At 67.9% G+C, this 25,467-nt stretch carries 24 protein-coding genes and 1 riboswitch; of the genes, 9 read left to right on the top strand and 15 right to left on the bottom strand.

Features of this window, described 5'->3' with window-relative positions:
- Positions 1-6: 6 nt before the first annotated feature.
- The 8 genes from ACWDPV_RS20225 to ACWDPV_RS20190 all read right to left on the bottom strand — a co-directional run bounded on the left by ACWDPV_RS20225 (position 7) and on the right by ACWDPV_RS20190 (position 6,363).
- A complete protein-coding gene (locus tag ACWDPV_RS20225; RefSeq protein ID WP_449744386.1) occupies positions 7-720 on the bottom strand; it encodes an urease accessory protein UreD in 714 nt (237 codons plus the stop codon).
- Positions 720-1,403 (bottom strand): urease accessory protein UreG, encoded by a 684-nt coding sequence (ureG, locus tag ACWDPV_RS20220; protein WP_449744385.1) that lies wholly within the window; start codon positions 1,401-1,403, stop codon positions 720-722. Before ureG ends, ACWDPV_RS20225 begins: the two co-directional genes overlap by 1 nt.
- A gap of 64 nt (positions 1,404-1,467) precedes the next feature.
- Positions 1,468-2,136 carry an urease accessory protein UreF gene (locus ACWDPV_RS20215; protein WP_449744384.1) on the bottom strand — a complete coding sequence of 223 codons (669 nt, stop codon included), beginning with the start codon at positions 2,134-2,136 and terminating at the stop codon, positions 1,468-1,470.
- Positions 2,137-2,145: 9 nt separating this feature from the next.
- A complete protein-coding gene (locus tag ACWDPV_RS20210; protein ID WP_449744383.1) occupies positions 2,146-3,864 on the bottom strand; it encodes an urease subunit alpha in 1,719 nt (572 codons plus the stop codon).
- Position 3,865: 1 nt separating this feature from the next.
- A complete protein-coding gene (locus ACWDPV_RS20205; protein WP_449744382.1) occupies positions 3,866-4,195 on the bottom strand; it encodes an urease subunit beta in 330 nt (109 codons plus the stop codon).
- Between the two features lie 65 nt (positions 4,196-4,260).
- Positions 4,261-4,563, bottom strand: a complete 303-nt coding sequence (locus ACWDPV_RS20200; RefSeq protein WP_348805879.1) for an urease subunit gamma — start codon at positions 4,561-4,563, stop codon at positions 4,261-4,263.
- 121 nt (positions 4,564-4,684) lie between these two features.
- Complete coding sequence (locus ACWDPV_RS20195) at positions 4,685-5,929, bottom strand: DUF6986 family protein (protein ID WP_449744381.1); 1,245 nt, start codon at positions 5,927-5,929, stop codon at positions 4,685-4,687.
- Positions 5,926-6,363, bottom strand: coding sequence for a PaaI family thioesterase (locus tag ACWDPV_RS20190; protein ID WP_449744380.1), 438 nt, complete (start codon positions 6,361-6,363; stop codon positions 5,926-5,928). The genes ACWDPV_RS20195 and ACWDPV_RS20190 overlap by 4 nt, the downstream gene beginning before the upstream one ends.
- Positions 6,364-6,687: 324 nt before the next feature.
- Between ACWDPV_RS20190 and ACWDPV_RS20185 the strand changes: the two genes are divergently transcribed.
- The 9 genes from ACWDPV_RS20185 (at position 6,688) to ACWDPV_RS20145 (ending at position 18,040) form a co-directional block, all read left to right on the top strand.
- Positions 6,688-7,086 carry a BlaI/MecI/CopY family transcriptional regulator gene (locus ACWDPV_RS20185; protein WP_348805882.1) on the top strand — a complete coding sequence of 133 codons (399 nt, stop codon included), beginning with the start codon at positions 6,688-6,690 and terminating at the stop codon, positions 7,084-7,086.
- Between the two features lie 67 nt (positions 7,087-7,153).
- On the top strand, positions 7,154-8,107 hold the full coding sequence (locus ACWDPV_RS20180) for a M48 family metalloprotease (protein WP_449744379.1): 954 nt from the start codon (positions 7,154-7,156) through the stop codon (positions 8,105-8,107).
- 82 nt (positions 8,108-8,189) lie between these two features.
- Positions 8,190-9,647: an NADP-dependent phosphogluconate dehydrogenase gene (gndA, locus tag ACWDPV_RS20175; RefSeq protein ID WP_449744378.1), complete on the top strand. Its 1,458-nt coding sequence runs from the start codon at positions 8,190-8,192 to the stop codon at positions 9,645-9,647.
- 20 nt (positions 9,648-9,667) lie between these two features.
- Positions 9,668-11,101, top strand: a complete 1,434-nt coding sequence (guaB1, locus tag ACWDPV_RS20170) for a GMP reductase (protein WP_449744377.1) — start codon at positions 9,668-9,670, stop codon at positions 11,099-11,101.
- Positions 11,102-11,108: 7 nt separating this feature from the next.
- Positions 11,109-12,515, top strand: coding sequence for a hemolysin family protein (locus tag ACWDPV_RS20165; RefSeq protein ID WP_449744376.1), 1,407 nt, complete (start codon positions 11,109-11,111; stop codon positions 12,513-12,515).
- Complete coding sequence (locus ACWDPV_RS20160) at positions 12,512-13,588, top strand: hemolysin family protein (protein ID WP_449744375.1); 1,077 nt, start codon at positions 12,512-12,514, stop codon at positions 13,586-13,588. Before ACWDPV_RS20165 ends, ACWDPV_RS20160 begins: the two co-directional genes overlap by 4 nt.
- A gap of 23 nt (positions 13,589-13,611) precedes the next feature.
- The gene (locus ACWDPV_RS20155; RefSeq protein ID WP_449744374.1) at positions 13,612-14,550 is read left to right on the top strand and encodes a 3-methyladenine DNA glycosylase; all 939 of its coding nucleotides are present in this window, start codon (positions 13,612-13,614) and stop codon (positions 14,548-14,550) included.
- 42 nt (positions 14,551-14,592) lie between these two features.
- A complete protein-coding gene (locus ACWDPV_RS20150) occupies positions 14,593-16,785 on the top strand; it encodes a malate synthase G (protein ID WP_449744373.1) in 2,193 nt (730 codons plus the stop codon).
- 70 nt (positions 16,786-16,855) lie between these two features.
- Positions 16,856-18,040 (top strand): hypothetical protein, encoded by a 1,185-nt coding sequence (locus tag ACWDPV_RS20145; RefSeq protein WP_449744372.1) that lies wholly within the window; start codon positions 16,856-16,858, stop codon positions 18,038-18,040.
- A 2-nt stretch (positions 18,041-18,042) separates the two neighbouring features.
- Here the strand turns inward: ACWDPV_RS20145 and gcvP are convergent, their stop codons facing one another.
- The 7 genes from gcvP to ACWDPV_RS20110 form a co-directional block, all read right to left on the bottom strand.
- On the bottom strand, positions 18,043-20,982 hold the full coding sequence (gene gcvP, locus ACWDPV_RS20140) for an aminomethyl-transferring glycine dehydrogenase (protein ID WP_449744371.1): 2,940 nt from the start codon (positions 20,980-20,982) through the stop codon (positions 18,043-18,045).
- A 183-nt stretch (positions 20,983-21,165) separates the two neighbouring features.
- Positions 21,166-21,269, bottom strand: a riboswitch (glycine riboswitch).
- A 98-nt stretch (positions 21,270-21,367) separates the two neighbouring features.
- Positions 21,368-21,994 (bottom strand): MerR family transcriptional regulator, encoded by a 627-nt coding sequence (locus tag ACWDPV_RS20135; RefSeq protein WP_348805893.1) that lies wholly within the window; start codon positions 21,992-21,994, stop codon positions 21,368-21,370.
- Positions 21,995-22,276: 282 nt separating this feature from the next.
- Positions 22,277-22,777 carry a bifunctional nuclease family protein gene (locus ACWDPV_RS20130; protein ID WP_449744370.1) on the bottom strand — a complete coding sequence of 167 codons (501 nt, stop codon included), beginning with the start codon at positions 22,775-22,777 and terminating at the stop codon, positions 22,277-22,279.
- Positions 22,778-22,861: 84 nt separating this feature from the next.
- Positions 22,862-23,542, bottom strand: coding sequence for a transcriptional regulator FtsR (gene ftsR, locus ACWDPV_RS20125; RefSeq protein ID WP_449744369.1), 681 nt, complete (start codon positions 23,540-23,542; stop codon positions 22,862-22,864).
- Positions 23,543-23,585: 43 nt separating this feature from the next.
- Positions 23,586-24,035 carry a glycogen accumulation regulator GarA gene (garA, locus tag ACWDPV_RS20120; protein ID WP_348805952.1) on the bottom strand — a complete coding sequence of 150 codons (450 nt, stop codon included), beginning with the start codon at positions 24,033-24,035 and terminating at the stop codon, positions 23,586-23,588.
- A 318-nt stretch (positions 24,036-24,353) separates the two neighbouring features.
- On the bottom strand, positions 24,354-24,758 hold the full coding sequence (gene gcvH / locus ACWDPV_RS20115) for a glycine cleavage system protein GcvH (RefSeq protein WP_348805896.1): 405 nt from the start codon (positions 24,756-24,758) through the stop codon (positions 24,354-24,356).
- A gap of 82 nt (positions 24,759-24,840) precedes the next feature.
- Positions 24,841-25,458 carry a CDP-alcohol phosphatidyltransferase family protein gene (locus tag ACWDPV_RS20110; RefSeq protein ID WP_449744440.1) on the bottom strand — a complete coding sequence of 206 codons (618 nt, stop codon included), beginning with the start codon at positions 25,456-25,458 and terminating at the stop codon, positions 24,841-24,843.
- Positions 25,459-25,467: the final 9 nt, after the last annotated feature.

Below are 25,467 nucleotides of genomic sequence, written 5' to 3'. Positions count from 1 at the left end.
TCGGCCTCAGCTGATCGCGAGCGCTGCGACGTCAAGGATGTCGCAGCGCTCGCGCGCTAGTGCGAGGGTGCTTGCCAGGGACGTGGTGAGGGTCCCGGCGTCATCGGCCAACGCCAGTCGCGCCGCGAAGTGCGCGGCATCGACCGCATCCGGAGAAGTGTCCGGTCGCCGGAACACGCTGGTCAGTGCGTGGCATCCGGCTGCGGCTGCGGTGGAGCCGGCGCCCAGCGCCACCCCGTGTCGAAGGACCGGCCTGCCGTCGACGTCGACGTTCAGCGTGCCGCGCCACCTGCCGCGCTCGTCATCGGGATGCCGATGGGCAGAGCGACCGATCTGGATGTGCTCGTGCACGTCGACGATCGCGTCGCCGGCGGCGATGATGTCGATACGCGAACGATGATCGGCACCACCGGCGATCACCGTCGGTTGCGGATCGAGGCGCAGCCGCGCTCCCGCGCCCACCTCGATGTGCCAATGCGACGTCGAATCGGCCCGATCGGCGGCCGGCAACGCGATGGTCGCCGCCACCGAACCCAGATCCAGCGACGCACCGTCGGCCACCCGCACGACGATCTCGATGTGATCACCACCCAGCGGGGTCGCGGCCGCCCCTACCAGGTGTGCGGCATGGCGGCCGGTTTGCCGCACCGCGAATGCGCCGGAGCAGCGTGTCCGCAACGACCGCGCCGGGTCGGCGATGATCTCGACGTCGGTGCGCACTATCCGGTGACCGGGACCGCGAGTTGGGCACGCACCCAGGCCAACACGTCGGTGGCCGCGGGGTCGTCGGTGAGCGAGATCATCGCGGTGGGGCGGCCTTCGCGGACCTCGTCGGCGTCTCGTCGCATCACCCCGAGGTCGGCGCCCACCCGCGAGGCGAGGTCGGTCTTGTTGATCACCAACAGGTCCGAATAGGTCACGCCGGGCCCACCCTTGCGGGGGACCTTGTCGCCGCCTGCGACGTCGATGACGAAGATCTGCACGTCGATCAAGCCGGTGGAGAAAGTGGCGGTGAGATTGTCGCCGCCGGACTCGACGAGGATCAGATCCAGCGGCGGGTTGGCCGCCACCAGATCGTCGATGGCGTCGAGGTTGGCGGTGATGTCGTCACGGATCGCGGTGTGCGGGCAGCCGCCGGTCTGCACGGCGGTGATGCGTTCGTCGGGCAGCACGGCGTTGCGCCGCAGGAAGTCGGCGTCCTCGGTGGTGTAGATGTCGTTGGTGAGGACGGCCAGCGACAGTTCGTCGCGCAGTTGCCGGCACAACGCGGCCACCAGGGCGGTCTTCCCGGAGCCGACCGGGCCACCGATCCCGATGCGCAGCGCCTCGCCGGGTTCGCGGTGGCGCCGCGGCCGGTCGTGGGTGTGGTCGTGCGGTTCACCGTCGATCAGATGCGGGGGCATGGGAGGTTCCTCTCCGGACGTGATGTGGGACAACGTTTTTCAGGACGAAAATCCTGAATGGGGGTCATGACATGAACAGCGGCATGCCGCGACGCTCATGGCGTTCGGCGAAAACGTCGAGGATCGGATCCGACAGGTCGGCCAGTCCGATCGCGGCCTGCGCGGCGATGTTCTCGCAGTCGGCACCGAGGTCGGCAATCATCAGTGCGACATCGGCGGGGTCGAGGGCCAACAACCGTTGCCCGGCGGTCGCCGCGCCACTGACGGTGGTGTAGACGAGTACCAGCGCGGTGTGGAACCCGGAGAGACCCGATGCGGCTCCCACCGAACCGCTGATGACCGGTAGATGTGTCGTCGGGGTGTGCTCGCCCCAGTCGAGGTTCGGCCACATCCGCCGGGCCAACCGCGCCATCCCCCGGCCCTGCGCGAGCGACGCCTTGCGGGCGGCCGCCGACGGTGTGCGGGCGTCGGTCTCACCCTGTGCGGCACGCACATCCAACGCACCGTCGGCGACGGCGGCCGCGATCGACGCCGACACCAGACCGGTGGTGACCAGCCGACGATGCAGGAATGCGGCGAGATCGTCGACGCCCCGGATGAAGCCGTCGGCGATGGCCTGTTCCACCCCGCCCGAGTGCACATGTCCGCCCACCGGCAGCCGGGAATCGGCCAGTGTGAGCATCATCGCCAGCGGCGACGACGCGCCGCGCGCGGGGGGATCGATCTGCGTCATCGGTGTCCCTCAGAACAGGAAATATCGTTGGGCCATCGGCAGTTCGGCGACCGGTTGCGCCTCCCACACCTCACCGTCGACGCGGACGGTGAAGGTGTCGGGGTCGACCTCGATGGTGGGCATCGCCGAGTTACCCGGCATGTCGGCCTTACCGATCGACCGGGTGTTCTTCACCGGCGCCAGGCGACGGCGGATCCCGACACGGTCGGCGAGATCGTCGTCCACGCCGGGGGCGACGAAGCTGATCGACGTGTCGGCGGCCACCGGAGGCGCCGCACCGAACATGGGGCGTGGCAACACCGGCTGCGGTGTCGGGATGGAGGCGTTGGCGTCACCCATCTGCGCCCAGGCGATGGCGCCGCCCTTGATCACCAGATCGGGTTTGATGCCGAAGAAGGCCGGGTCCCACAGCACCAGATCGGCGAGTTTGCCGATCTCGACCGAGCCGATCTCGTCGTCGAATCCGTGTGCCACCGCGGGGCAGATCGTGTACTTGGCGACGTAGCGCTGCGCGCGGTGGTTGTCGGCGCGCCCGTCGCCGTCGAGGGATCCGCGTTTGCGTTTCATCACGTGGGCGGTCTGCCAGGTGCGCAGCACCACCTCGCCGATGCGGCCCATCGCCTGGGCATCGGAGCCGATCATCGAGATCGCCCCGAGGTCGTGCAGCAGGTCCTCGGCGGCGATCGTCGACGGCCGGATCCTGCTCTCGGCGAACGCAAGGTCTTCGGGCACGGTCGGGTTCAGGTGATGGCACACCATCAGCATGTCGAGGTGCTCGTCGAGGGTGTTGACGGTGTGCGGGCGGGTCGGGTTGGTGGAGCTCGGCAGCACGTTCGGTGCCGACGCCACGGTGATGATGTCGGGCGCATGCCCGCCACCGGCACCTTCGGTGTGATACGCGTGAATGCTGCGCCCGGCGATGGCACCCAGGGTGGATTCGACGAATCCCGCCTCGTTGAGGGTGTCGGAGTGCAGCGCCACCTGGACGCCGGTCTCGTCGGCCACCCGCAGACAGGCGTCAATCGCCGCCGGGGTGCTCCCCCAGTCCTCGTGCAGCTTGAATCCCGATGCGCCGGCCCGGATCTGCTCGCGCATCGCCTCGGCACTGACGGTGTTGCCCTTGCCGAGCAGGGCGATGTTGAGCGGCCAGTGGTCGGTGGCCGCGAGAATCGAGGCCAGGTGCCAGGCGCCGGGGGTGACCGTGGTGGCCTTGGAACCCTCCGCCGGTCCGGTGCCGCCACCGATCAGGGTGGTGATGCCGTTGCCGAGGGCCTCGTCCATGATCTGCGGGCAGATGAAGTGGACGTGGCAGTCGATGCCGCCGGCGGTGACGATCTTGCCGTTGCCCGCGATGATCTCGGTCGAGGCGCCGATCACCAGGTCGGGATGCACCCCGTCCATCGTGTCGGGGTTACCGGCCTTACCCATCGCGACGATGCGGCCATCGCGAATTCCCAGGTCCGCCTTGATGATTCCCCAATGATCGAGGATCACCACACCGGTGATGACGGTGTCTGGCGCGCCCTGCGCGCGGGTCGCGCGGCTCTGTCCCATCGATTCCCGGATGACCTTGCCGCCACCGAAGACGGCTTCGTCGCCGGCGAGTCCGGGGCCACCGCTACGGTCCTCGGTGACCTCGATCAACAGATCGGTGTCGGCCAGCCGGATCAGGTCGCCGGTGGTCGGGCCAAACAGTTGCGCGTACCGGTCGCGTCCCAGAATCGCCATGTCAGTCGACCTTTCCGGGTGCGTCGAGGGAAATCCCGTACACCTCACGGGTCCCGCCGAGCGGCACCAGCGTCACCGTCATCTCGATGCCCGGCTCGAATCGGACCGCGGTGCCCGCCGGGATGTCGAGTCGCCGACCGCGCGCCCGCTCCCGATCGAAGGCCAGCGCGGCATTGGCCTGCGGGAAATGCACGTGGCTGCCCACCTGGACCGGACGGTCACCCTCGTTGATGACCGACAGCACCACCGCGTCGGCGCCCTCGTTGAGTTCGATGGTTCCCTCGGCGGCGATCACCTCGCCGGGTATGACCGCAGATCTGTTCTCCGACATCGCTTTCCTGTCCTGGGCTTTCTGTCCTGGGAGGGATGGTTCGGCAAAGAGCGAGGAGCCGCGGCTCAGCCGATGGGATGGTGCACGGTGACGAGTTTGGTGCCATCCGGGAAGGTCGCCTCGACCTGGACGTCGTGCAGCATCTCCGGGATGCCGTCCATGACGTCGTCGCGGCCGAGGACCTCGCGTCCGCTCGACATGAGCTCGGCGACCGATCGGCCGTCGCGGGCACCCTCGAGAACGTGATCGGTGATGATCGCCACCGCTTCGGGATGATTGAGCTTGAGCCCGCGACCCTGCCGGCGGCGGGCGAGTTCGGCGGCGTAGGAGATGAGCAGACGTTCCTGCTCATGTGGCGACAGTCGCACCGGTCCCTCTCTATCGTCTCGTCCTCTGGCGTCTCCCCGCGGTGACCCGACATCATCGGGGATCGCCGGTCTCGCCATCCTGCCACGGCCGAAGGCCGATGGCGCGGCAAGTGAACGCCGCTCAGTCGGACCGGAGTGCTCCCCCACCGGCGGCCAGGTCGTCGAGTCGGTCGATCGTACACAGCGGGGCGATCGCCGCGACCTCGTCGACCGCGAACGCGCGCGCCGCCAGTCCCCGTCGGATGACCAGGGCCAACGACATCGCGGTGGCGGGTTCGTCGACGACATCACCCGATCGCCGCTCGAAGTACGCCTGCAGGCGGGTCGCCGCCGCGGGCATCGCCGAGCGGAAGAACCCGGTCACCGCCAGCCACCGCGTCACCAGATGCCCCGGATGCATATCCCAGCCCTGGTAGAAGCCCCGCTCGAGGGATCGGGTGACCAACCGGTGATGGCGACGCAACGCGGCATCGATCTGCTCGGGCGAGCCGGTCGGCATCACCTGCGTCGAGCCGTCGCTGACCCACACCCCGGTCTGCGCGGCGGCCACCTGCATGACCGCCTTCGCGTGATCGGCCACCGGATGTTCCAGCGACTGCTGAGCCGAGACGATTCCACATGCCGCGCTGTAATCGTAAGTGCCGTAATGTAATCCGACGACACGCGGCGCACCTCGATGGATCGCCTCGGCGACGGTGGCACGTCCGTCCGGACCGAGGATCGCCTGCGGGATCTCGACCTGCAACTCCACCTTCAGCGCCCCCTGCGCCAGGCCGTGGGCGCGTTCGAAGCCGGCGCACATCACCGACACCGCGTCGACCTGCCGGACGTCGCGCAGCTTCGGGATGGTGATGACGAAACCCGGGGGCACACCGCCGGCACCGTCGAGCACCCGTTCCAGGCTTCGGATTCCGCGTCCGCGTTCGGCGGCGCCGAGCCCCTTGGCACGCACGCCCGCGATACGCGGCGCGTACGGCCGCCGGTGCACCCAATCGGCCAGGATCGTTCCGGCCCGGGTGGCGTCGGCGTCCTCGGCGGCGTCGCTGCGCCACCCGTATCCGTCCTCGAGATCGATGCGCAGGTCCTCGATCGGGTTCTCGATCAGACGCGCATGGGCGATGGCGCGGACATCCTCGGTGGCCAGGTCGGCCACGGCGGGCGAGGACTCGAGACGCCCGGCGGCCGCAGCCCACCTCTCCGGCGTGTCGACGTCGACGTCGGCGGCGCTGACATAGACGGTGTGGGCGGGCTGGATCTCGTCACGGTCACCGGGGAACAGGCGCGCCAGGTCGGCGTCGACCGGCGTCAGGATCTCCTCGATGGCGGCGCGGGCCGAGGCGTCGAGGCCGTTCGATGTGTCGCTCACCCGGCGGCCGCACCGTCGGGGATCTCGATGTTCTGCAGCCGGACCTGACTGCGGGCCAGCAGTCGATCGGCGTCGTCGAACATCTCGACCGCCCACAGTTGCTGGCGTCGGCCGCGATGGATGGGTGCCGACCGCGCCGTCACCGTGCCTTCGCTGATCGACCGCAGGAAATCGGTGTTGTTGTTGACGCCGACCGCGGTACCGCCGATGCCCGACTCCTGCAGCCACACGTATGCACTCATGCTCGCGACGCTTTCGGCGACCGCACAGTAGACACCGCCGTGCACGATGCCGAAGGGCTGATGATGTCGCGGATCGAGCGAGAGGGTGGCCACCAGGCCGTCGGGTCCGACGCTCTCGATCACGGTTCCCAGCACCCCGTCGAGGCCGCGGGATCCGGCCGCCTTCACGTAATCCTCGTTGTTCACGGTCATCGGACAAGAGTGTCATGAGCCGCGTGGGGGCGCCTCCCGCCGGGTGAGTGACACGGGCCCGGGGAACCGATAGGCCCCACATCTCGTTCGAGATGTGGGGCCTACCGTGGCGTGGACCGGGGGTCTCTGCAGCCCTCAGGACTCTCGCGCGGTCCAACGTGTACTTAATGTAGGCTAGCCTTACCAACGGTGTCAAGCGGTTGGGGAATATCCGAGGGAAGCACCACGTCAACAACCACTGGAGACCACACCGTCGGCGCGCCGGGCACGCCGATGACCTGGGCAGAGAAGCCAGATGCGGCATCGAGGAGAATCGGCAGTAAAATGCGAAAGATGAATGGCTTGGGAGACCTGGAGCGGGCGGTCATGGACACGCTGTGGGCAACTCCCACCCCTCAGACCGTGCGCCAGGTTCATGCCACCCTGTCGGAGAGCCGGTCGTTGGCCTACACGACGGTGATGACCGTCCTGCAGCGCCTCGCCAAGAAGAATCTGGTCACCCAGATCCGTGAGGACCGCGCCCACAAGTACGTCCCGACCCATCCCCGCGAGGATCTCGTGGCGTCGCTGATGGTGGATGCCCTCAGCGAGGCCGACGCCCCCGGATCACGCCACGCCGCACTGGTGTCGTTCGTGGGTCGCGTCGGGGCCGACGAAGCCGCCGCCCTGCGCTCGGCGCTCGATGAACTCGAAGCCGCCCGCAACCCGGAGATCACACGCTAGATTTCTTTCGGGGCGCTCAGCACCCCACCGCACCGCCCGCACAGCCCAACCGCGAGGACAGCCATCGATGACCGCCCTGCTCTTCGGCATCATGACGTTGCTGTTGGTCGGTCCTGTGCCGGAGTGGTTGTCGCGGGCGGCGTGGCCGATCCGGGCGCCCCGTGCGGCGATGACGCTGTGGCAGGCCATCGCCCTGGCCGCGGTGCTCTCGGCATTCAGTTGTGGTCTGGCGATCGCGGCGAATCTCCTGGCCCCCGGTCCGGATGGCGCCCCCACCACGCACCCGGTTCATGAGATCGAACGACTCGGCCTCCCCCTGTGGTTGCTCTACGTCGGTGTCTTCGCGCTGACGCTGCTCATCGGCGCCCGGTTGTTCTTCACGACCATCCGGGTGGGGCTGCGCACCCGCGCCCGCCGGTCCACCCACCGGCAGCTGATCGACATCCTCGACCGCTGCGATCGCTCCGATCACACGCATCCGCTTTTCGCGCGTGACATCCGGATGCTCGATGTCCAGGAGCCGCTCGCCTACTGCCTCCCGGGCCTGCGCCAGCGCGTCGTCCTCAGCGAGGGCGTCGTCGCCCGCCTGACCCGCGACGAACTCGTCGCCGTCATCGCACATGAACGTGCGCACCTGCGCGCCCGCCACGATCTGGTCCTCGAGGCCTTCATCGCACTACACGAGGCGTTCCCCCGGTTCGTCCGCAGCAGTTCCGCCCTCGACGCCGTCAAACTCCTCGTCGAGGCACTCGCCGACGATCAGGCGGTCCGCGCCACCACTCCCACGACCCTCGGCCGCGCGTTGGTGGCCTGCGCCGACGCGGTCGCTCCCCGCGGTGCGATGGCCGTCGGCGGACCGACCACGCTGGCCCGGGTGCACCGGCTGCGGCATGGGCGGCCCACCCCGCTCATCGTCATCGCCGCCTATGCCGGCGCCGCGGCGATTCTGGTGATCCCGACGCTCGCCGTCGCCATTCCGTGGCTCACCGAGATCAGCCGGCTGCTCACCGCGCACCGCTGATCCGACGGTCATCCGCTTCCCCGCGTCGACCCGCGACCACGCGCGCACACCACCATCCGAACCGACACCATAGGGTGGAGACATGACAAACGCCGCCTCGACCTCCCCGACCGCCAAGGCCCAGATCGGTGTCACCGGCCTGGCCGTGATGGGCTCCAACATCGCCCGCAATTTCGCGCACAAGGGCTACACGGTTGCCCTGCACAACCGCAGCATCGCCAAGACCGACGCGCTGTTGACCGAACACGGCAGCGAGGGCTCGTTCATCCGGTCGGAGACGATCGCCGAATTCGTCGATGCGCTCGAGAAGCCGCGCCGGGTACTCATCATGGTCAAGGCCGGTGACCCCACCGACGCCGTCATCAACGAACTCGCCGACGCCATGGAACCCAACGACATCATCATCGACGGCGGCAACTCGCTCTACACCGACACCATCCGCCGCGAGAAGGCGATGGCCGACCGTGGGCTGCACTTCGTCGGGGCCGGCATCTCCGGCGGCGAGGAGGGCGCACTCAACGGTCCGTCGATCATGCCGGGCGGCCCGGCCGAATCCTACAAATCCCTCGGGCCACTCCTCGAGTCGATCTCCGCGCACGTCGACGGCGAGCCGTGCTGCACGCACATCGGGCCCGACGGCAGCGGTCACTTCGTCAAGATGGTCCACAACGGTATCGAGTACGCCGACATGCAGTTGATCGGTGAGGCCTACGACCTCATGCGGCGCGTGCTGGATCTGCCGGTGGCCGACATCGCCGACGTGTTCGCCCAGTGGAACACCGGCGATCTCGAGAGCTACCTGATCGAGATCACCGCCCAGGTGCTCGCACAGACCGACGCCGACACCGGCAAGCCCCTCGTCGACGTCATCGTCGACGAGGCCGGCCAGAAGGGCACCGGGCGGTGGACCGTGAAGTCCGCCCTGGACCTCGGCATTCCGACGACGGGTATCGCCGAGGCGGTCTTCGCCCGCGCACTGTCGAGCTCGTCGGGCCAGCGCAAGCAGGCCCAGGGCCTCGCCGGTGGCACCGCGGGCGCCGCACCCGCCGACAAGGACGCGTTCGTCGACGACATCCGGGCCGCCCTGTACGCCTCCAAGGTGGTTGCCTACGCGCAGGGATTCGACCAGATCTCCGCGGGCAGCAAGGAATACGACTGGAACGTCGATCGCGGATCGCTGGCCACGATCTGGCGTGGTGGCTGCATCATCCGCGCGAAGTTCCTCAACCGCATTCGTGACGCCTACGCCGACAACCCCGACCTGCCCAGCCTGCTCCTCGACCCGTACTTCCGCGACGCCGTCGAATCCGGGGTCGATGCGTGGCGTCGCGTGGTGTCCACCGCCGCCCTGATGGGAGTCCCGGTGCCGGCCTTCGCGTCCTCGCTGTCCTACTACGACGGCCTGCGCAGCGAACGCCTCCCCGCCGCCCTCACCCAGGGTCTGCGCGACTACTTCGGTGCGCACACCTACCAGCGGATCGACAAGCCGGGCACCTTCCACACCCTGTGGGGCGGCGACCGCACCGAGGTCGAGCAGTAGGTCTGCCCGAAAGCCCCGACGTGCGATTCCTGGACGGTCATCAACGGACCCACGACCTGACCTACAACGACGTGTTCGTCGTCCCGAACCGTTCGGACGTCACGTCCCGGTTCGACGTCGACCTGTCGACGCGGGACGGTTCCGGCGCCACCGTGCCGATCATCTCGGCGAATATGACGGCGGTGACCGGTAAGCGGATGGCCGAGACACTCGCACGTCGGGGCGGACTCGCCGTGCTGCCCCAGGATCTGCCGACAGCGGCGGCCGCCGAGTCCATCGCGTTCGTCAAGTCCCGTGACCTCGTGGCCGACACCCCGGTGGTGCTCACCACCGAGGACTCGGTGTCCGACGCGCTGGCACTACTGCACAAACGCGCCCACGGCGCGGCCGTCGTCGTCCGCGACAAGGTGCCGGTCGGCGTGGTCACCGAATCCGGATGCGCCGATGTGGACCGGTTCGCGCGGGTCCGCGACGTCCTCGATCCGCTCGTCGTCACCGTCCCGATCCACACACCGCCCCGCGAGATCTTCGATGCGCTCACCGACGTCCACCAATCGTTGGCGGTGCTCACCCACACCGACGGCACCCTGGCCGGGGTCCTCACCGCGGTCGGTGCGCTGCGGCACGGGGTGTACCGACCCAACCTCGATGCCGCCGGCAAGCTCCGGATCGCCGCGGCCGTCGGAATCAACGGCGACGTCGCCGCCAAGGCCAAGGGACTCGTTGCGGCCGGTGCCGACCTCCTGGTCATCGACACCGCCCACGGGCATCAGGAGCGGATGATCTCGGCTCTCGAATCTGTCGCCGCGGCCGACCTCGGGGTACCCATCGTCGCCGGGAACGTGGTCACCGCGGAGGGCACCGTCGACCTGATCGAGGCGGGCGCGACGATCGTGAAGGTCGGGGTCGGTCCCGGTGCGATGTGCACCACCCGGATGATGACCGGCGTCGGCCGCCCGCAGTTCTCCGCGGTGGCCGACTGTGCCGACGCAGCCCGCGCGCGTGGTGCCCATGTCTGGGCCGACGGCGGTGTCCGCCATCCCCGGGATGTGGCGCTGGCCCTGGCCGCCGGGGCGTCGAACGTGATGATCGGCTCATGGTTCGCCGGCACCTACGAGGCCCCCGGCGATCTCCACCACGACGCCCGGGGCGCCTTCAAGGTCAGCTTCGGCATGGCCTCCAAACGCGCGGTGGCCGCCCGCTCGAGTTCGGACAACGCCTACGACCGAGCCCGCAAGAGTCTGTTCGAGGAGGGCATCTCCTCCTCGCGGATCCCCCTCGATCCGGAACGGCCCAGCGTCGAGGATCTCGTCGACCACATCTGTGCCGGGGTGCGCAGCACCGCGACCTACGCCGGTGCCCGCAGCATCGCCGAACTCCACGAACGGGTGGTGCTCGGCGTGCAGTCCCCCGCCGGTTTCGCCGAGGGCCGGCCGCTTCCGGGCGGGTGGTGATCGGCGGGTGCAGATCGTTCTCTACATCGCCGGACTGGTGGGGTTCGTCGCCCTCACCCTCGGCACCGCGCTGTTCGTGGCGGCCGAGTTCTCACTGACCGCCCTGGAACGGTCGGCCATCGATTCCGACGTCGACAAGCGCGGCGATCGGCGGTCGAGGATGGTGCAGCGTGCCCATCGCACGCTCTCCTTCCAATTGTCCGGGGCGCAACTGGGCATCACGATCACCACCCTGGTGACCGGTTACATCGCCGAACCGGTACTCGCCCAGCTGTTCACCCCCGCGCTGCAGGCCGCCGGTCTCGGCGCCGGATGGTCGACGGGAATCGCCCTGGCGCTGTCGCTGATCATCGCGACGTCGCTGTCGATGGTGCTCGGTGAACTGGTACCGAAGAATCTGGCCATCGCTCATCCGCTGTCGGTGGCACGTTTCACTGCCGGTCCGATGACCGGGTTCTCCGCGATCTTCCGGCCGATGATCACCGGACTCAACGGCGCCGCGAACTGGCTGGTCCGGCGTCTAGGGATCGAACCCGCCGAGGAACTGCGGTCGGGGCGGTCACCGCAGGAATTGGCGTCATTGGTCCGCAACTCGGCGCGCCAAGGTGCCATCGATCAGGACACCGCGACGCTCGTCGACCGATCGCTGCGGTTCGGCGACCTGACCGCGGAGGATCTGATGACGCCGCGGGTCACCGTCGAATGCCTCGAACGCACCGACACCGTGCGTGACCTCATCATCGCGTGTGCCCGCACCGGCCATTCCCGATTCCCCATCGTCGACGACGGCAGTCTCGACGAACTCATCGGTGTCGTGCACATCAAACAGGCCTTCACCATAGCGCCCGACGAGCAGACCACCACCTCGCTCGCGTCGATCGCGCGAGCGGTGACACGCGTACCGGTCAGCCTCGACGGTGACGCGCTGATGGAACAGATCAGGGCCGACGGGATGGAACTCGGTGTCGTCATCGACGAATACGGCGGTGCGGCGGGAATCGTCACCACCGAGGACCTCATCGAAGAGATCCTGGGCGATGTCACCGACGAACACGACTTCGAGCATCCCGATGTCGCCGCCGACGGCGACGGCTTCCTGTGCGCGGGCCTGCTGCGCACCGACGAACTGTTCGATGCCACCGGATACCGGGCGCCCGAGGGCTCGTTCGACACCCTGGGCGGCCTGGTGATGTTCGTCCTGGGACGCATCCCCGAGGTCGGCGACAGCGTCGAACTCCCCGCGCGGACACCGTCGACCGACGACGAGGAGGACACCGACGGCGACGAGTCCGATCCGGATTCGCAGACGAGATGGCGTGCCACCGTCACGCAGATGGATGGCCGCCGGGTCGACGTCGTCGCGCTGCAACCGCTGTCCGACGACGAACCGACGACCACGGAGGAGACGCGGTGAACGACATCTGGGCGATCATCCTCGCCGTCGCACTGCTCGCCGGGAACGCCTTCTTCGTCGGTGCGGAGTTCTCCCTCATCTCCGCGCGGCGCGACCGCCTCGAGGCCCTCGCCGACGAGGGCAAGTCGCGGGCTCGCACGGTCATCCGCGCCGGCGAACACCTGTCGCTGATGTTGGCCGCCGCACAGTTGGGCATCACGATCTGTTCGATCCTGCTCGGCCGCGTCGCCGAACCCGCGGTGGCCCACCTCGTCGAGGGACCGCTGCACCTCGCACACGTCCCCGAGTCCCTGCTGCATCCGATCGCCTTCGCCGTCGCACTGGCGCTCGTGGTGGTCCTGCACATCCTGCTCGGCGAGATGGTGCCCAAGAACATCGCACTGGCCGGCCCCGAGACGTCGGCGATGCTCCTGGTGCCGATTCATCTGCGCTTCATCACGATCGCCCGCCCGCTGGTCGCGTTCTACAACTGGCTGGCCAACATCACCCTGCGGGCGCTGCGGGTGGAACCCAAGGACGAACTGGATTCGACGGTGTCGCCGGTCGAACTGGCGCAGATGCTCGGCGAGTCCCGGGAGGAGGGGCTGATCGACGCCGAGGAGCACGCGCGTCTGAACCGTGCGCTGCGTTCGGTGACGCGCAGTGTCTCCGAGGTGCTGATACCGCTGGACCGGATGCGCAGCGTCGACGTCGAACGCGATCCGGTGACCGGCGGTACCGGTCCCCGTCTCGGCTCGGTGGAACGGGCCGTCAGCGACACCGGTTTCTCCCGGTTCCCGGTGCGCAGTATCGACGGAACCTACACCGGATACCTGCATCTGAAGGACGTCCTCGACGACATTCTCGACGACAGCGTCGGACCCGACACGATCATCGGCATCGACAAGATCCGCCCGCTACCGGTGATCGCGGCCGACGCCCCGATCGACGAGGCGACAGCGACGCTTCGTCGCACGAGTTCGCATCTGGGTGCCGTCGTCGACGACAGCGGCCGCACCATCGGGATCGTCGCCCTGGCCGATCTGGTCGAGGAGTTTGTCGGCACGGTCCGCGACGAAACGCATCGGGTGTGACCCGGTATGACCCGGATCCCGTCATGACCCTCACCGCGGTGAACACGGTTCTCACCGCGCCGGAGTGGCAGGCACGGCGGGAGGCACATGAACGTCGCGTCGAGGAGATCATCGGCGACTACCTGCGCGCCCGGCGACGGGGCCGCAAACATCCCGTCCTCGACTTCCTGTTCACCTATTACTCGTCGCGCCCGTCCCACGTCACGCGGTGGCATCCCGGCTTCGGGGTCACGCTGCAGATCGACGGCACCCACACCGACAAGGACCGCGCCCGCGAGTATCTGGGGCTGCGGGGCTATCACCGGGTACCCGACGGAGTCACCGTCGATCCGGCGTATCTGCGGCAACGCGCGCGGGCCGTCGAGTCGGCGGACACACTCCTGGCCCGCACCGCCGCCCGCCCCGCCCGGCTGGGCTGCTTCGGCCTGCACGAGTGGGCGATGGTCTACCGCACCGACGACACCCGCCACCCCTACCCGCTACGGCTGGGCGCCGTCGGCACCGACGCCGTCGTCGAATCGATGCCGTTGCGCTGCACCCACTTCGACGCGTTCCGATTCTTCACCGACGCCGCCCGACCCCGCAACGAGAACTCGCTGACACCGTCGGATCGCCTGGAGCGGGACCAGCCCGGCTGCCTGCACGCGACGATGGATCTATACCGCACCTGCTTCACGTTGGCACCGTTGCTCGACGCGCGTCTGACCTTGTCGGCGTTCGAAATCGCCCGCGACGCACGCGAACTCGATATGCGCGCCAGCCCCTACGATCTGAGCGCACTCGGCTATGAAGCGGTGCCGATCGAGACCCCGGCGGGCCGGGCCGCCTACGTCCGGGAGCAGACGGGGATCGCCGCGCGGGGCGCCGCTCTGCGGGCCGACATCGGTGCCGCGCTCGGACAACTGCGGTCGGTCATCGCCGCAGGCCAACGCCGTGCCGGAGGCGAGGTTCCCGGCGAGTAACATGGAAGGCCGCAAGCGCGAACCCCGAGCAGAAAGGCTCACATGTCGGACCGCATCATCGTCGACGGCCTGCAGGTCGACCCCGTTCTCTACGACTTCATCACCAATGAGGCGCTGCCGGGCACCGGTGTAGACAAGGACGCGTTCTGGTCGGGTGCGGCATCGGTTATCGCCGATCTCGCCCCGCGCAACGCCGAACTCCTCGCGATCCGCGACACCCTGCAGGCGAAGATCGACGACTGGCACCGTGATCACAAGGGCGCCGACTTCAGCGATCCGGCGGTCTTCGGTGAGTACAAGGATTTCCTGACCGAGATCGGTTACCTCGTCCCGGTCCCCGACGATTTCCAGATCGGGACCGCCAATGTCGACCGGGAGATCGCCGAGACCGCGGGCCCGCAGCTCGTCGTGCCGGTCCTCAACGCACGCTTCGCCCTCAACGCCTCCAACGCCCGGTGGGGTTCGCTGTATGACGCGCTGTATGGCACCGACGTCATCTCCGAGGCCGACGGCGCCGAGAAGGGCAAGGGCTACAACAAGGTTCGCGGCGACAAGGTGATCGCCTACGCCAAGGACTTCCTCGACAAGGCGGTCCCGCTCGAGCAGTGCAGCTACACCGACGTCACGAAGTTCGCGGTGACCGACTCCGGTGTCACGGTGACCCTGGCCGACGGCACCACGTCCACCCTCGCCGACCCGTCCGCCTTCGCCGGATACCGCGGCGAGGCCGACGCGCCGACGTCGATCCTGCTGCGCCACAACGGCCTGTACCTAGACATCGAGGTCGACCCGACCTCCCCGATCGGCCAGACCGACCCGGCCGGCATCAAGGATGTCGTGATGGAGTCGGCGATCACCACGATCATGGACTTCGAGGATTCGGTCGCCGCCGTCGACGCCGACGACAAGGTCCTCGGCTACCGCAACTGGCTCGGCCTCAACAAGGGCGACCTCGCCGAAGAGGTCACCAAGGGCGGCAAGACCTTCACCCGTGTACTCAACGGCAACCGCGAGTACACCGCACCCGACGGCACCGGCTTCGATCTGCACGGCCGTTCGCTGCTGTTCGTGCGCAACGTCGGTCACCTGATGACCAACCCGGCCATCCTCGACGCCGACGGCAACGAAATCCCCGAGGGCATCCAGGATGCGCTGTTCACCTCGCTGATCGGGATGCACGGACTGTCCGGCGGCGAGAGCGGCCTACAGAACTCGCGGACCGGGTCGATCTACATCGTCAAGCCCAAGATGCACGGCCCCGACGAGGTGGCGTTCACCTCGGAGCTGTTCGGCCGCGTGGAGAAGGTGCTCGGCCTGCCGGAGAACACCCTCAAGGTCGGCATCATGGACGAGGAGCGTCGCACCAGCGTCAACCTCAAGGCCGCGATCAAGTCCGCCGAGAACCGGGTGGTGTTCATCAACACCGGCTTCCTCGATCGCACCGGCGACGAGATCCACACCTCCATGGAGGCGGGTGCGATGATCCGCAAGGGCGAGATGAAAAAGCAGAAGTGGATGCTCGCCTACGAGGACTCCAATGTCGACATCGGTCTGCACGCCGGTCTGCAGCATAAGGCGCAGATCGGCAAGGGTATGTGGGCGATGACCGACCTGATGGCCGACATGGTCGAGCAGAAGATCGGTCAGCCGCAGGCCGGCGCGACCACCGCGTGGGTGCCCTCACCCACCGGCGCAACACTGCACGCGATGCACTATCACCTCGTCGACGTGTTCGAGCGCCAGGACGAGATCGCCAAGCGTGACCCGGCCTCGGTCGACGACATCCTGACCATCCCGCTGGCCCCGAAGACCGATTGGTCCGAGGCCGAGAAGCGCGAGGAACTCGACAACAACTGCCAGTCCATCCTGGGCTACGTGGTGCGGTGGATCGATCAGGGCGTCGGCTGCTCCAAGGTGCCCGACATCCATGACATCGCCCTGATGGAAGACCGTGCGACGCTGCGGATCTCGAGCCAGCTGCTGGCCAACTGGCTGCGCCACGGCATCGTCAGCGAGGACGACGTCGTTGCCGCGCTCAAGCGGATGGCGCCGGTGGTCGATCGTCAGAACGAGGGTGATGCGACCTATTCGCCGTTGTCCCCGGATTTCGACACCAACATCGCCTGGCAGGCCGCCAAGGAGCTGATCCTCGAGGGCGCCAAGCAGCCCAGCGGGTACACCGAGCCGATCCTGCATCGCCGTCGCCGCGAGTACAAGGCAGCAGCGCAGGCATGAGCCGATGATCTCTCATCGGGCGGTGACCTCCACCGCCCGATGAGAGATCCTTCTATGGGAGGACCACCCGGTGGCACACCATCGCGTCGCCGATGACCGCAACAGGCTTCGGCATCGTGGGGTCGGCCGCGGCCTGGTCCTGACCCTGTTGTCGGTGGTGTTGGTGGCCGCCTGCGTCGTCGTCTGGTTCCAGATCGCCGATCACGTCGACCGTGAGGGCGACGCTGCCGCCGCCACGTGCGTGGACGGCAAGGCGACGGTGACCATCGCCGCGGACCCGGACATCGCTCCGGGACTCATCTCGCTCGCCGAGGTCTACACGCGCACGAATCCGGTGGTGCGCGATCACTGTGTGACCATCGCGATCCGCCCCAGCGACGCGAAGGTCGCCCTGACGTCACTGACCGGCTCCTGGGATGTCGCGTCGATGGGCGATCACCCCGCCGCCTGGATCCCGCAGTCGTCGGTGTGGGCGGCCGAACTCGTCATCGCCAAACCCGACCTCGTCGACGGCACCCCCGACTCGCTGGTGACCTCGCCGGTCGTCCTCGCCACCGCACCGCAACTCGGCGCGAAGGCCGACCAACTGGACTGGGGCCGGCTGCCCACCCTGGCCACACGCGACGACAGCCTCGACGACCTCGGTCTACGCGGCTGGGGATCGTTGCGGATGGCGATGCCGCGGGAGGCACAGTCGGATCCGTCGGCGCTGGCCGCGCAGGCGGTCGCCGCGCGGGTGAGCCGAACGACGGGACCCCTGACGGCCGCCGACGCGTCCACCGAGCGCGTGTCCTCCAGCATCCGCGCGCTCACCGGGTCTGCGCCGCGATCCCCGGACGGCACGCCGGTCGGTGCGGCCACCGCGATCGCCGAGGCCGCCGATCCCGCCACCGCCGACATCCACGCGGTGCCGATCACCGAACAACGCCTGTATCAACTCACCAAGGACGACTCGACACCCCGGCTGAGCGAGGTCATCCCGCTCGGCCCCACCCCGATCGCCGATTTTCCGGTCATCCGGCTCAAAGGGGACCGGGTCCCCGAGTTCGCCTCGGCCGCGGTGTCGGAGTTCGTGACGTTCGTCGAGGACCCCGACCATCTGCGCGCCCTGACCGCGCTCGGATTCCGTGGTGACGCACCGATGCCACCCAAGACGGCGACCGTCACCTTCCCGATGACCAACGATCCGATGCCCGGTCCGGAGGACCAGGCGATCGTCGACATCAATCGCCTGGTCTACGGGCCACTCACCTGAGGTCAGTCGGCAAAGGCCTCCACCGACGGGCAACTGCACACCAGGTTGCGGTCGCCGAACACGCCGTCGATGCGGCGCACCGCCGGCCACACCTTGGCTCGTGCCCCCACCGACGGAAGCCCTTGCGGATAGACCGCCAGCTCCCGGGAGTACGGGTGATCCCACTGTCCGACAAGACATTCCGCGGTGTGCGGCGCACCCCGTAGCGGGTTGTCGTCGACCGGCCAGACACCCGCGGCCACCTGATCGATCTCGCCGCGGATCGCGATCATGGCCTCACAGAACGCGTCGATCTCGTCGAGGTTCTCACTTTCGGTGGGCTCCACCATCAGCGTCCCGGCCACCGGGAAACTCATGGTCGGCGCGTGGAATCCGTAGTCGGCGAGGCGTTTCGCGACGTCGTCGACGGTGACACCGGTGGCCTTGGTCAACCCCCGCAGATCGAGGATGCACTCGTGTGCCACCCATCCACCGACGCTGCCGGTGTCCCCGGACCCGGCTTCGTGCCCGGTGTAGAGCACTGGGTAGTGATCGGCGAGACGGCGCGCGATGTAGTTGGCCGAGGCGATCGCGGTCAGGGTGGCGCGGCGCAGTCCGGCCGCCCCCATCATGGCGATGTAGGCGTAGGTGATCGGCAGGATCGACGCCGAACCGTAGGGCGCGGCCGAGATCGTCGGACCGCCGGGCAGCTCGGGTGCCAACGGGTGGCCGGGCAGGAACGCGGCGAGATGCCGGCGCACCGCCACCGGGCCGACACCCGGACCGCCCCCGCCGTGCGGGATGCAGAAGGTCTTGTGCAGGTTCAGATGGCTGACGTCCCCGCCGAACCGACCCGGACGCGCAACCCCCACCAGGGCATTCAGGTTGGCACCGTCGACGTACACCTGCCCGCCGGCGTCGTGCACCGCGGCGCAGATCTCGGCGATGTCGTGCTCGAACACGCCGTGCGTCGACGGGTAGGTGATCATGATCGCGGCCAGACGCTCACCGTGCTTGTCGATTTTCGCGCGCAGGTCGTCGACGTCGACGTCGCCGTTGGTCCGGCACGCCACCACCACGACCCGCATCCCGGCCATCACCGCGGATGCCGCGTTGGTGCCGTGCGCGCTCGACGGGATCAGGCAGACGTCGCGGTCGAGGTCACCGCGGCTGCGGTGATAGCCGCGGATGGCCAGCAGTCCCGCGTACTCACCCTGCGATCCGGCATTGGGCTGCAGGCTGACCCGGTCGTACCCGGTGATGGCGACCAACCAGGACTCCAGGGTCGCGATCAGTTCGCGGATGCCCTCGCCGTCCTCGACGGGAGCAAAAGGATGCAGACCGGCAAAGCCCGGCCACGTGATGGGTTCCATCTCGGCCGTCGCGTTGAGCTTCATTGTGCACGACCCCAGCGGAATCATGCTGCGATCGAGCGCAATGTCCTTGTCCGACAACGCCCGCAAGTAGCGCAGCATCGACGTCTCGGTGCGATGCCGATTGAACGCCGGGTGGGTCAGATACTCACTGGTGCGTACTTCGACGGGTTGCGCGAAACTCCGCGGCGCGACGTTGCCGGCATCGAATGCACCGAGGACCGCGGTGACATCGGCGTCGGTGGTGGTCTCATCACAGGCGATCCGGAGCCGATCGTCGTCCACCTGCCACAGATTGACTCCCGCGCGATGTGCCGCGGCAACGATACGGCCGGCACGGCCCGGTGCCCGGACCTCGACGGTGTCGAAGAAGTCGGCGTGTTCGACCGCAAATCCGGCCGCGGTCAGGCTGTTGGCGATGAGGGCGGCACGCTCATGGACGCGGCGGGCGATCGCCCGCAGGCCGCTCGGTCCGTGGTAGGCGGCGTACATCGCCGCGACGACCGCCAGCAGCACCTGCGCGGTGCAGATGTTGCTCGTGGCCTTCTCGCGTCGGATGTGTTGTTCCCGGGTCTGCAACGACAGGCGGTAGGCGAGATTGTCGTCGGCGTCCTTGGACACCCCGACCAACCGGCCCGGCAGTTGGCGGGTGTACGCCGAGCGCACGGCAAGGTAACCGGCGTGCGGACCACCGAAGCCCATCGGCACACCGAATCGTTGCGTGGTCCCGAAGGCGACATCGGCGTCCTGTTCACCGGGCGGCGTGATGAGCGTGAGGGCCAGCAGATCGGCGCCGACGGCCACCAGTGCGCCGGCCTCGTGGGCGGCCGCGATGATCGGGGCGATATCGCGGATCCGGCCCGACGCGCCGGGCACCTGGAGGATGACGCCGAAGTAGTCGCCGTCGGGCAGGCCGTGCCCGGGCAGATCCGGGTGCAACGACGCCTCGACGACCTCGATGCCCAGCGGCTCGGCGCGGGTGTCGATGAGCGCACGGGTCTGCGGGAACAGATCGCCATCGACGACGAGCCGCGACGACTTCGACTTGCCGGCCCGCCGCAGCAGGGTCATGGCCTCGGCCGCTGCGGTGGCCTCGTCGAGCATCGATGCATTCGCGACCTCCAGTCCGGTGAGGTCGGCGACCATCGTCTGGAAGTTCAGCAGCGCCTCGAGCCGGCCCTGGCTGATCTCCGGCTGATACGGGGTGTAAGCGGTGTACCAGGCCGGGTTCTCGATCACGTTGCGCAGAATGACCGGGGGCGTGTGGGTGTCGTAGTACCCGAGACCGATCATCGAGCGACGCACGGTGTTGCGGGCGGCGAGTGAGGTGAGTTCGGCGAGGATCTCGGGCTCGGTCCGGGGTGCGGGCAGCGCGTCGAGTCCGTTGTCGCAGAGGCCGTTCTCGTCAATCGGATCGGCGATCACCGACGGGACGACGCGCGCGCCGAGTTCGTCGAGTGAGGACACGCCGAGGGCCGACAGGATGCGGGCGGTCTCGGCGTCGTCGGGGCCGACGTGACGGTCGACGAACGCAGGATGATCTGCTGCGGCAGGGGTCACGGGATGGGCAGAACCGGCGGGACGGGTCATGACGGGAGGCGACCTCTCGGGGGATCCGGCGTGCGCCGGATCGGCTGGGTCCTCCCCCTCTGTCATGCCCCCCGACCGGGGGGTCGGGCAGCGCCTGAGAGATTCGGTCCGTCGCGGCGTCACCGACGCGTGGGCCTTTCACCGTGGGCGGACGGGACAACCCGTCACTTTCCAGAGACGCCGTCTTTCATCACGGTCCGGGTGCCTGAGAGTTTGACGAGGAGGTGTTGCTCCTTCGGCGGCCGCCGCTACCCCTGGGTCCGGCGACGCTCTCCCGTGATGCAGCGACGCGCACACAGTGTACCTTCTGGCGACCTCACCAGCAGTCACCGTCGGCCCGCCGCCCGGTGACCGACCGGCGGGATTCACCCGCCCGCGTGAGGTGCTATCCGGTGCGGCGGGCGCGGCTCTTGCGACGCGCGGCGAGTTCGTCCTCCGGCGCGGTCTCGGTGACGCCGCCGTCGGCGCGCTCACCGGGGAAGTCGGAGATCGTCCCGGTCAGCTCCCGCATCGCACCGCTGACCGCGATGCCGAAGACTCCCTGGCCGCCCTGCAGGAGGTCGACGACCTCCTCGGCCGACGTGCATTCGTAGACGGTGGTGCCGTCGGAGAACAGGGTGATCCGGGCGAGATCCTCGACGCCGCGTTGCCGGAGGTGATCGACGGCGACGCGGATGTTCTGCAGCGAGATGCCGGTGTCGAGGAGTCGTTTGACAATCTTGAGGACGAGGACGTCCTTGAACGAGTAGAGCCGCTGACTTCCCGATCCGGCGGCGCCGCGAATCGACGGCACCACCAGCGAGGTCCGGGCCCAGTAGTCGAGCTGGCGATAGGTGATGCCGGCGATCTGGCATGCACTCGGGCCACGGTAGCCGACCAATTCGTCCGGAACGGTGTCGTTGGGGAAGAGTCCGGGCGCGATGTCCTCGAGGCTTCCCTGAGTCGCCTGCGCTGGGCGTGTCACGTCGCCGGTGCCGGTCGTCGGGTCGCTGTCCAACGGCTGATCGCCCACTGCAGACTCCTCGCCTGGGTATGAACCGGTGGTCGGACGTCGCTCGTCGACCACCTTCGGTGGTCTACCTTACGCGCCCGGGGACCGGTCGATGTCGTTCTCGTCGCCGGTGTCCGGCGACGTTCTCGATAGCGACGGTATGCCGGGGCCGGACCCCGAATCAACGCGACGCGCCCGGGGACCTCGACCTCTACTCGAGATGGAGGCGGACGGAGATCAGACGGTTGCCGTTCCGTGACGTGTCGCTACGCGACAGTCATGGGTTTCTCCGGCCAGGCGAGGCTAGGCACCGCCGCTGGCCTTGAAGTCATCCGGCGAAACGTTGTCGAGGAATTCTTTGAACTTCTCGACTTCGTCCTCCTTCTCGTCGGGAGCCTCATCGGACTCCTCGTCCGGAATCAGCAGTCCCGCCTCGGCCAGGACCTCTTCGTCGGCGATGATCGGCACCTCGGCGCGCATCGCGACCGCGATCGAGTCCGATGGCCGCGCCGAGACACGCATGTCGTTGGCGAACACCATCTCCGCGTAGAACGTGCCCTCCTGCATGTCGACGATGCGCACCTCGACCAGCGTCTGCCCGAAATCCTCGATGAGGTTGACGATCAGGTCGTGCGTCAGCGGACGCGGGGGTTCGATCCCCTTCTGCTGCAAGGCAATAGAGGCTGCTTCACTTTGCCCGATCCAGATGGGCAGGTAGCGGGCACCGTCGATCTCGCGAAGCAGGAGAACCGGCTGGCTCTGCGGCGGCTCGACCCGGATACCCACCACGCGCATCTCGCTCATTACCTGACACCTCCACGCCTCGACGTCGGACCTTCATGGTTGGACTCGACGCTACACCGCGGCACGCCGCGGCGACGGTTGTAGTCAGTCGAGCACGTCGCGAACCGCTGCCTTCACCAACTGGGTGTGCAGCGTCACCGACAACGCGGCGATCTCGCGGATCAATTCCTCGGCCCGGTCACGCGCACCGGTCCCCTTGCCCTTGGCGATCGGGTTCGCGATCTGGGCGACGAGACCGGCCTCCCGATCGGCGGACACCTTGAAGGCGCGCAGGTGCCGGGCCTCCACCCCGTAACTCGCCAGGGCGGCCGCCGCCTCGACCAGACGCACCGCGTCCTCGTCGAAGAACCCCGCCGGACCGGCGGTGAGCAGACCGTTGCGCTGCAACTCCGTGACGAACGCGGCGTCGACACCGGTCCGGTCGATCAGCACCTCGCGTGAGACCCGGCCGCCCCGAGCGCCGAAATCGGTGGCCGGCGCGACCGACGACCGTGCGGACGACAACAACCGGGGACCGCCACCCCCACCATCACCGTTGTCGATCGCCTCGAGTTGTTCCTTGATGACCTTGAGCGGCAGGTACCGATCACGTTGCGCGGTCAGCACGAATCGCAGTCGTTCACAGTCGGAGGTGGTGAATCGCCGATACCCCGACGGTGCACGCTCCGGGCTGATCAACCCTTCCGATTCCAGGAATCGGATCTTGGATATCGTGACGTCGGGGAAGTCCTCGCGCAGCAACGCCAGAACCGTGCCGATCGACATCGGTCCGTCGCCGCGCTGTCCCGCAGAGGATGCCGGCACGTGTCTAGGAAGCCGATCCCTCGCGCGGGCCGCTGAGGAACACCAGCCGGAACTTGCCGATCTGGACCTCGTCACCGTTGCTCAACGTCGCGGTGTCGACCGGTTCGCGGTTCACGTAGGTGCCGTTGAGGCTGCCCACGTCGACCACCTGGAATTCCCCGTCGCCGCGCCGGAATTCGGCATGCCGACGACTGACGGTCACATCGTCGAGAAAGATGTCGCTGTCGGGATGCCGGCCCGCGGACGTGGTCGGCTGATCGAGCAGGAACCGCGAACCCGCGTTGGGTCCGCGCTTGACGACAAGCAGCGCCGTGCCGGGCTGCAGACGCTCCACCCCGGTGTCGGCGGGCTCACTCGAGGTTGCGGCCGCGTCGAGTTCATTGATGAACTCCTCGCGGAAGACCGATGTGGTCTCCACGGGCGCCTCGAAGCCGTTGTCGTTATCGCTCACTATCTCTCCTTCGTCGTCCGCAATGCTGTCACTTGTCGATCACGACGCCCTCGGCGCGCTCGGTAACCGATCACCGGATCACCCGGCCACGGAAACCGCGCGATTTCTCACCGATCTCGGCGTCGCCGGTCGAAATCCAACGTAGTCGAACCCAAGTAGCTGAATACGACGTATTCACAGGCCTCGGCCGCACGGGGCGACTCGACCCCAACCGCCCGAGAAAGGACACCGGTTGATCATAGCCGCCCGGGCAGGGCCGATACGCGGGTTGGGGGCCGTTTCCCGTTCCCTTCTCCGCGCATGCGGCCCACCCGGAACCGATCAGCCCTCGATGACCTGCCGATATCCGTCGGCATCGAGGAGATCGGCGAGTTGGGCATCGAGCGCGCCGGCGTCATCGACCGAGATCTCGACGAGCCACCCCGAGTCGTACGGCTCTGAGTTCACCAGATCGGGAGTCGACTCGAGCTCCTCGTTGACCGCGGCGATCGTCCCGTTGAGTGGACCGAAGATATCCGACACACTTTTGGTCGACTCGACCTCGGCGAAGGACTCCCCGTTCTCGACCTCCGAACCCACCTCGGGCAGCTGCACGAACACCACGTCCCCGAGCGCGTCCTGGGCGTAGTCGGTGATGCCGATGCGCACCGTCGTCGGTGCCACCTTGCGCACCCATTCGTGTTCGGGGGTGTAGGTCAACTCGGCCGGCACATTGGTATCGGTCACCGGTGCCCCTTTCGTGTCAGTCGGGAACTTCATGTCAGTCGGGAACTTCAAGTCAGGCGGGTACTTCGGGTCAGTCGAGACTCTAGCCCGTCGCATCGGGATGCACGTGGCGCAGGGACGGCATCGTCCGCATCACCATGATGGTCTGCACCCAATACAGGACGAAGGACCACACATACATTCCGACGCCCCAGATCAGAAAGGCCCAGCCGATCGGGTAGCAGATGGTGCCGATCACCGAATCCAGTTGTCCGGCAAGCAACCACGGGAACGCACTCATCAACGCGAAGGTGGCCGCCTTGCCCACGTAGAGAACCGGGAGCGCCACCAGTCCCCGTGATCGGAGCAGCGGCGCGGTCGCGAACAACAGCACATCACGCGCGATGATGACGCCGATCAGCCACCACGGCACGAAGTCGCGCAGCCCGAAGCAGATCGGGATCACGACAACGTACAGACGGTCGGCGGCCGGATCCAGCAACTCCCCGATCCGCGACGACTGCCCGAGCAGTCGGGCCAGTTTCCCGTCGAGCCAGTCGGAGAAGCCGGAGACCATCAGGATCACGAAGGCCCAGCCGTCTGCCTTGACCACCAGCAACACCCACACGAACACCGGGATCAGCGCGAGCCGGAGCACGCTGAGCGCATTGGGGACGGTGAAGAACCCGGCGTCGGTGGCCGGTGCCGAGTCGTCGCCCATTCCCCCGGA

Source organism: Gordonia sp. NPDC003504, from assembly GCF_053587995.1.
Note: the sequence above shows the minus strand (reverse complement) of the source record. Positions and strands in the feature narration are given on the sequence as shown.

What these genes read in the sequence shown, in the direction of transcription:
- ACWDPV_RS20180 (WP_449744379.1), top strand. Translation starts at nt 7,154, where the DNA reads ATGACCGCCCTGCTCTTCGGCATCATGACGTTGCTGTTGGTCGGTCCT.
- gndA (WP_449744378.1), top strand. Translation starts at nt 8,190, where the DNA reads ATGACAAACGCCGCCTCGACCTCCCCGACCGCCAAGGCCCAGATCGGT.
- ACWDPV_RS20185 (WP_348805882.1), top strand. Translation starts at nt 6,688, where the DNA reads ATGCGAAAGATGAATGGCTTGGGAGACCTGGAGCGGGCGGTCATGGAC.
- ACWDPV_RS20110 (WP_449744440.1), bottom strand. Translation starts at nt 25,458, where the DNA reads ATGGGCGACGACTCGGCACCGGCCACCGACGCCGGGTTCTTCACCGTC.
- ACWDPV_RS20190 (WP_449744380.1), bottom strand. Translation starts at nt 6,363, where the DNA reads ATGACCGTGAACAACGAGGATTACGTGAAGGCGGCCGGATCCCGCGGC.
- ACWDPV_RS20205 (WP_449744382.1), bottom strand. Translation starts at nt 4,195, where the DNA reads ATGTCGGAGAACAGATCTGCGGTCATACCCGGCGAGGTGATCGCCGCC.
- ACWDPV_RS20215 (WP_449744384.1), bottom strand. Translation starts at nt 2,136, where the DNA reads ATGACGCAGATCGATCCCCCCGCGCGCGGCGCGTCGTCGCCGCTGGCG.
- gcvP (WP_449744371.1), bottom strand. Translation starts at nt 20,982, where the DNA reads ATGACCCGTCCCGCCGGTTCTGCCCATCCCGTGACCCCTGCCGCAGCA.
- ACWDPV_RS20155 (WP_449744374.1), top strand. Translation starts at nt 13,612, where the DNA reads ATGACCCTCACCGCGGTGAACACGGTTCTCACCGCGCCGGAGTGGCAG.
- ftsR (WP_449744369.1), bottom strand. Translation starts at nt 23,542, where the DNA reads ATGTCGATCGGCACGGTTCTGGCGTTGCTGCGCGAGGACTTCCCCGAC.
- ureG (WP_449744385.1), bottom strand. Translation starts at nt 1,403, where the DNA reads ATGCCCCCGCATCTGATCGACGGTGAACCGCACGACCACACCCACGAC.
- ACWDPV_RS20150 (WP_449744373.1), top strand. Translation starts at nt 14,593, where the DNA reads ATGTCGGACCGCATCATCGTCGACGGCCTGCAGGTCGACCCCGTTCTC.
- ACWDPV_RS20210 (WP_449744383.1), bottom strand. Translation starts at nt 3,864, where the DNA reads ATGGCGATTCTGGGACGCGACCGGTACGCGCAACTGTTTGGCCCGACC.
- ACWDPV_RS20130 (WP_449744370.1), bottom strand. Translation starts at nt 22,777, where the DNA reads ATGAGCGAGATGCGCGTGGTGGGTATCCGGGTCGAGCCGCCGCAGAGC.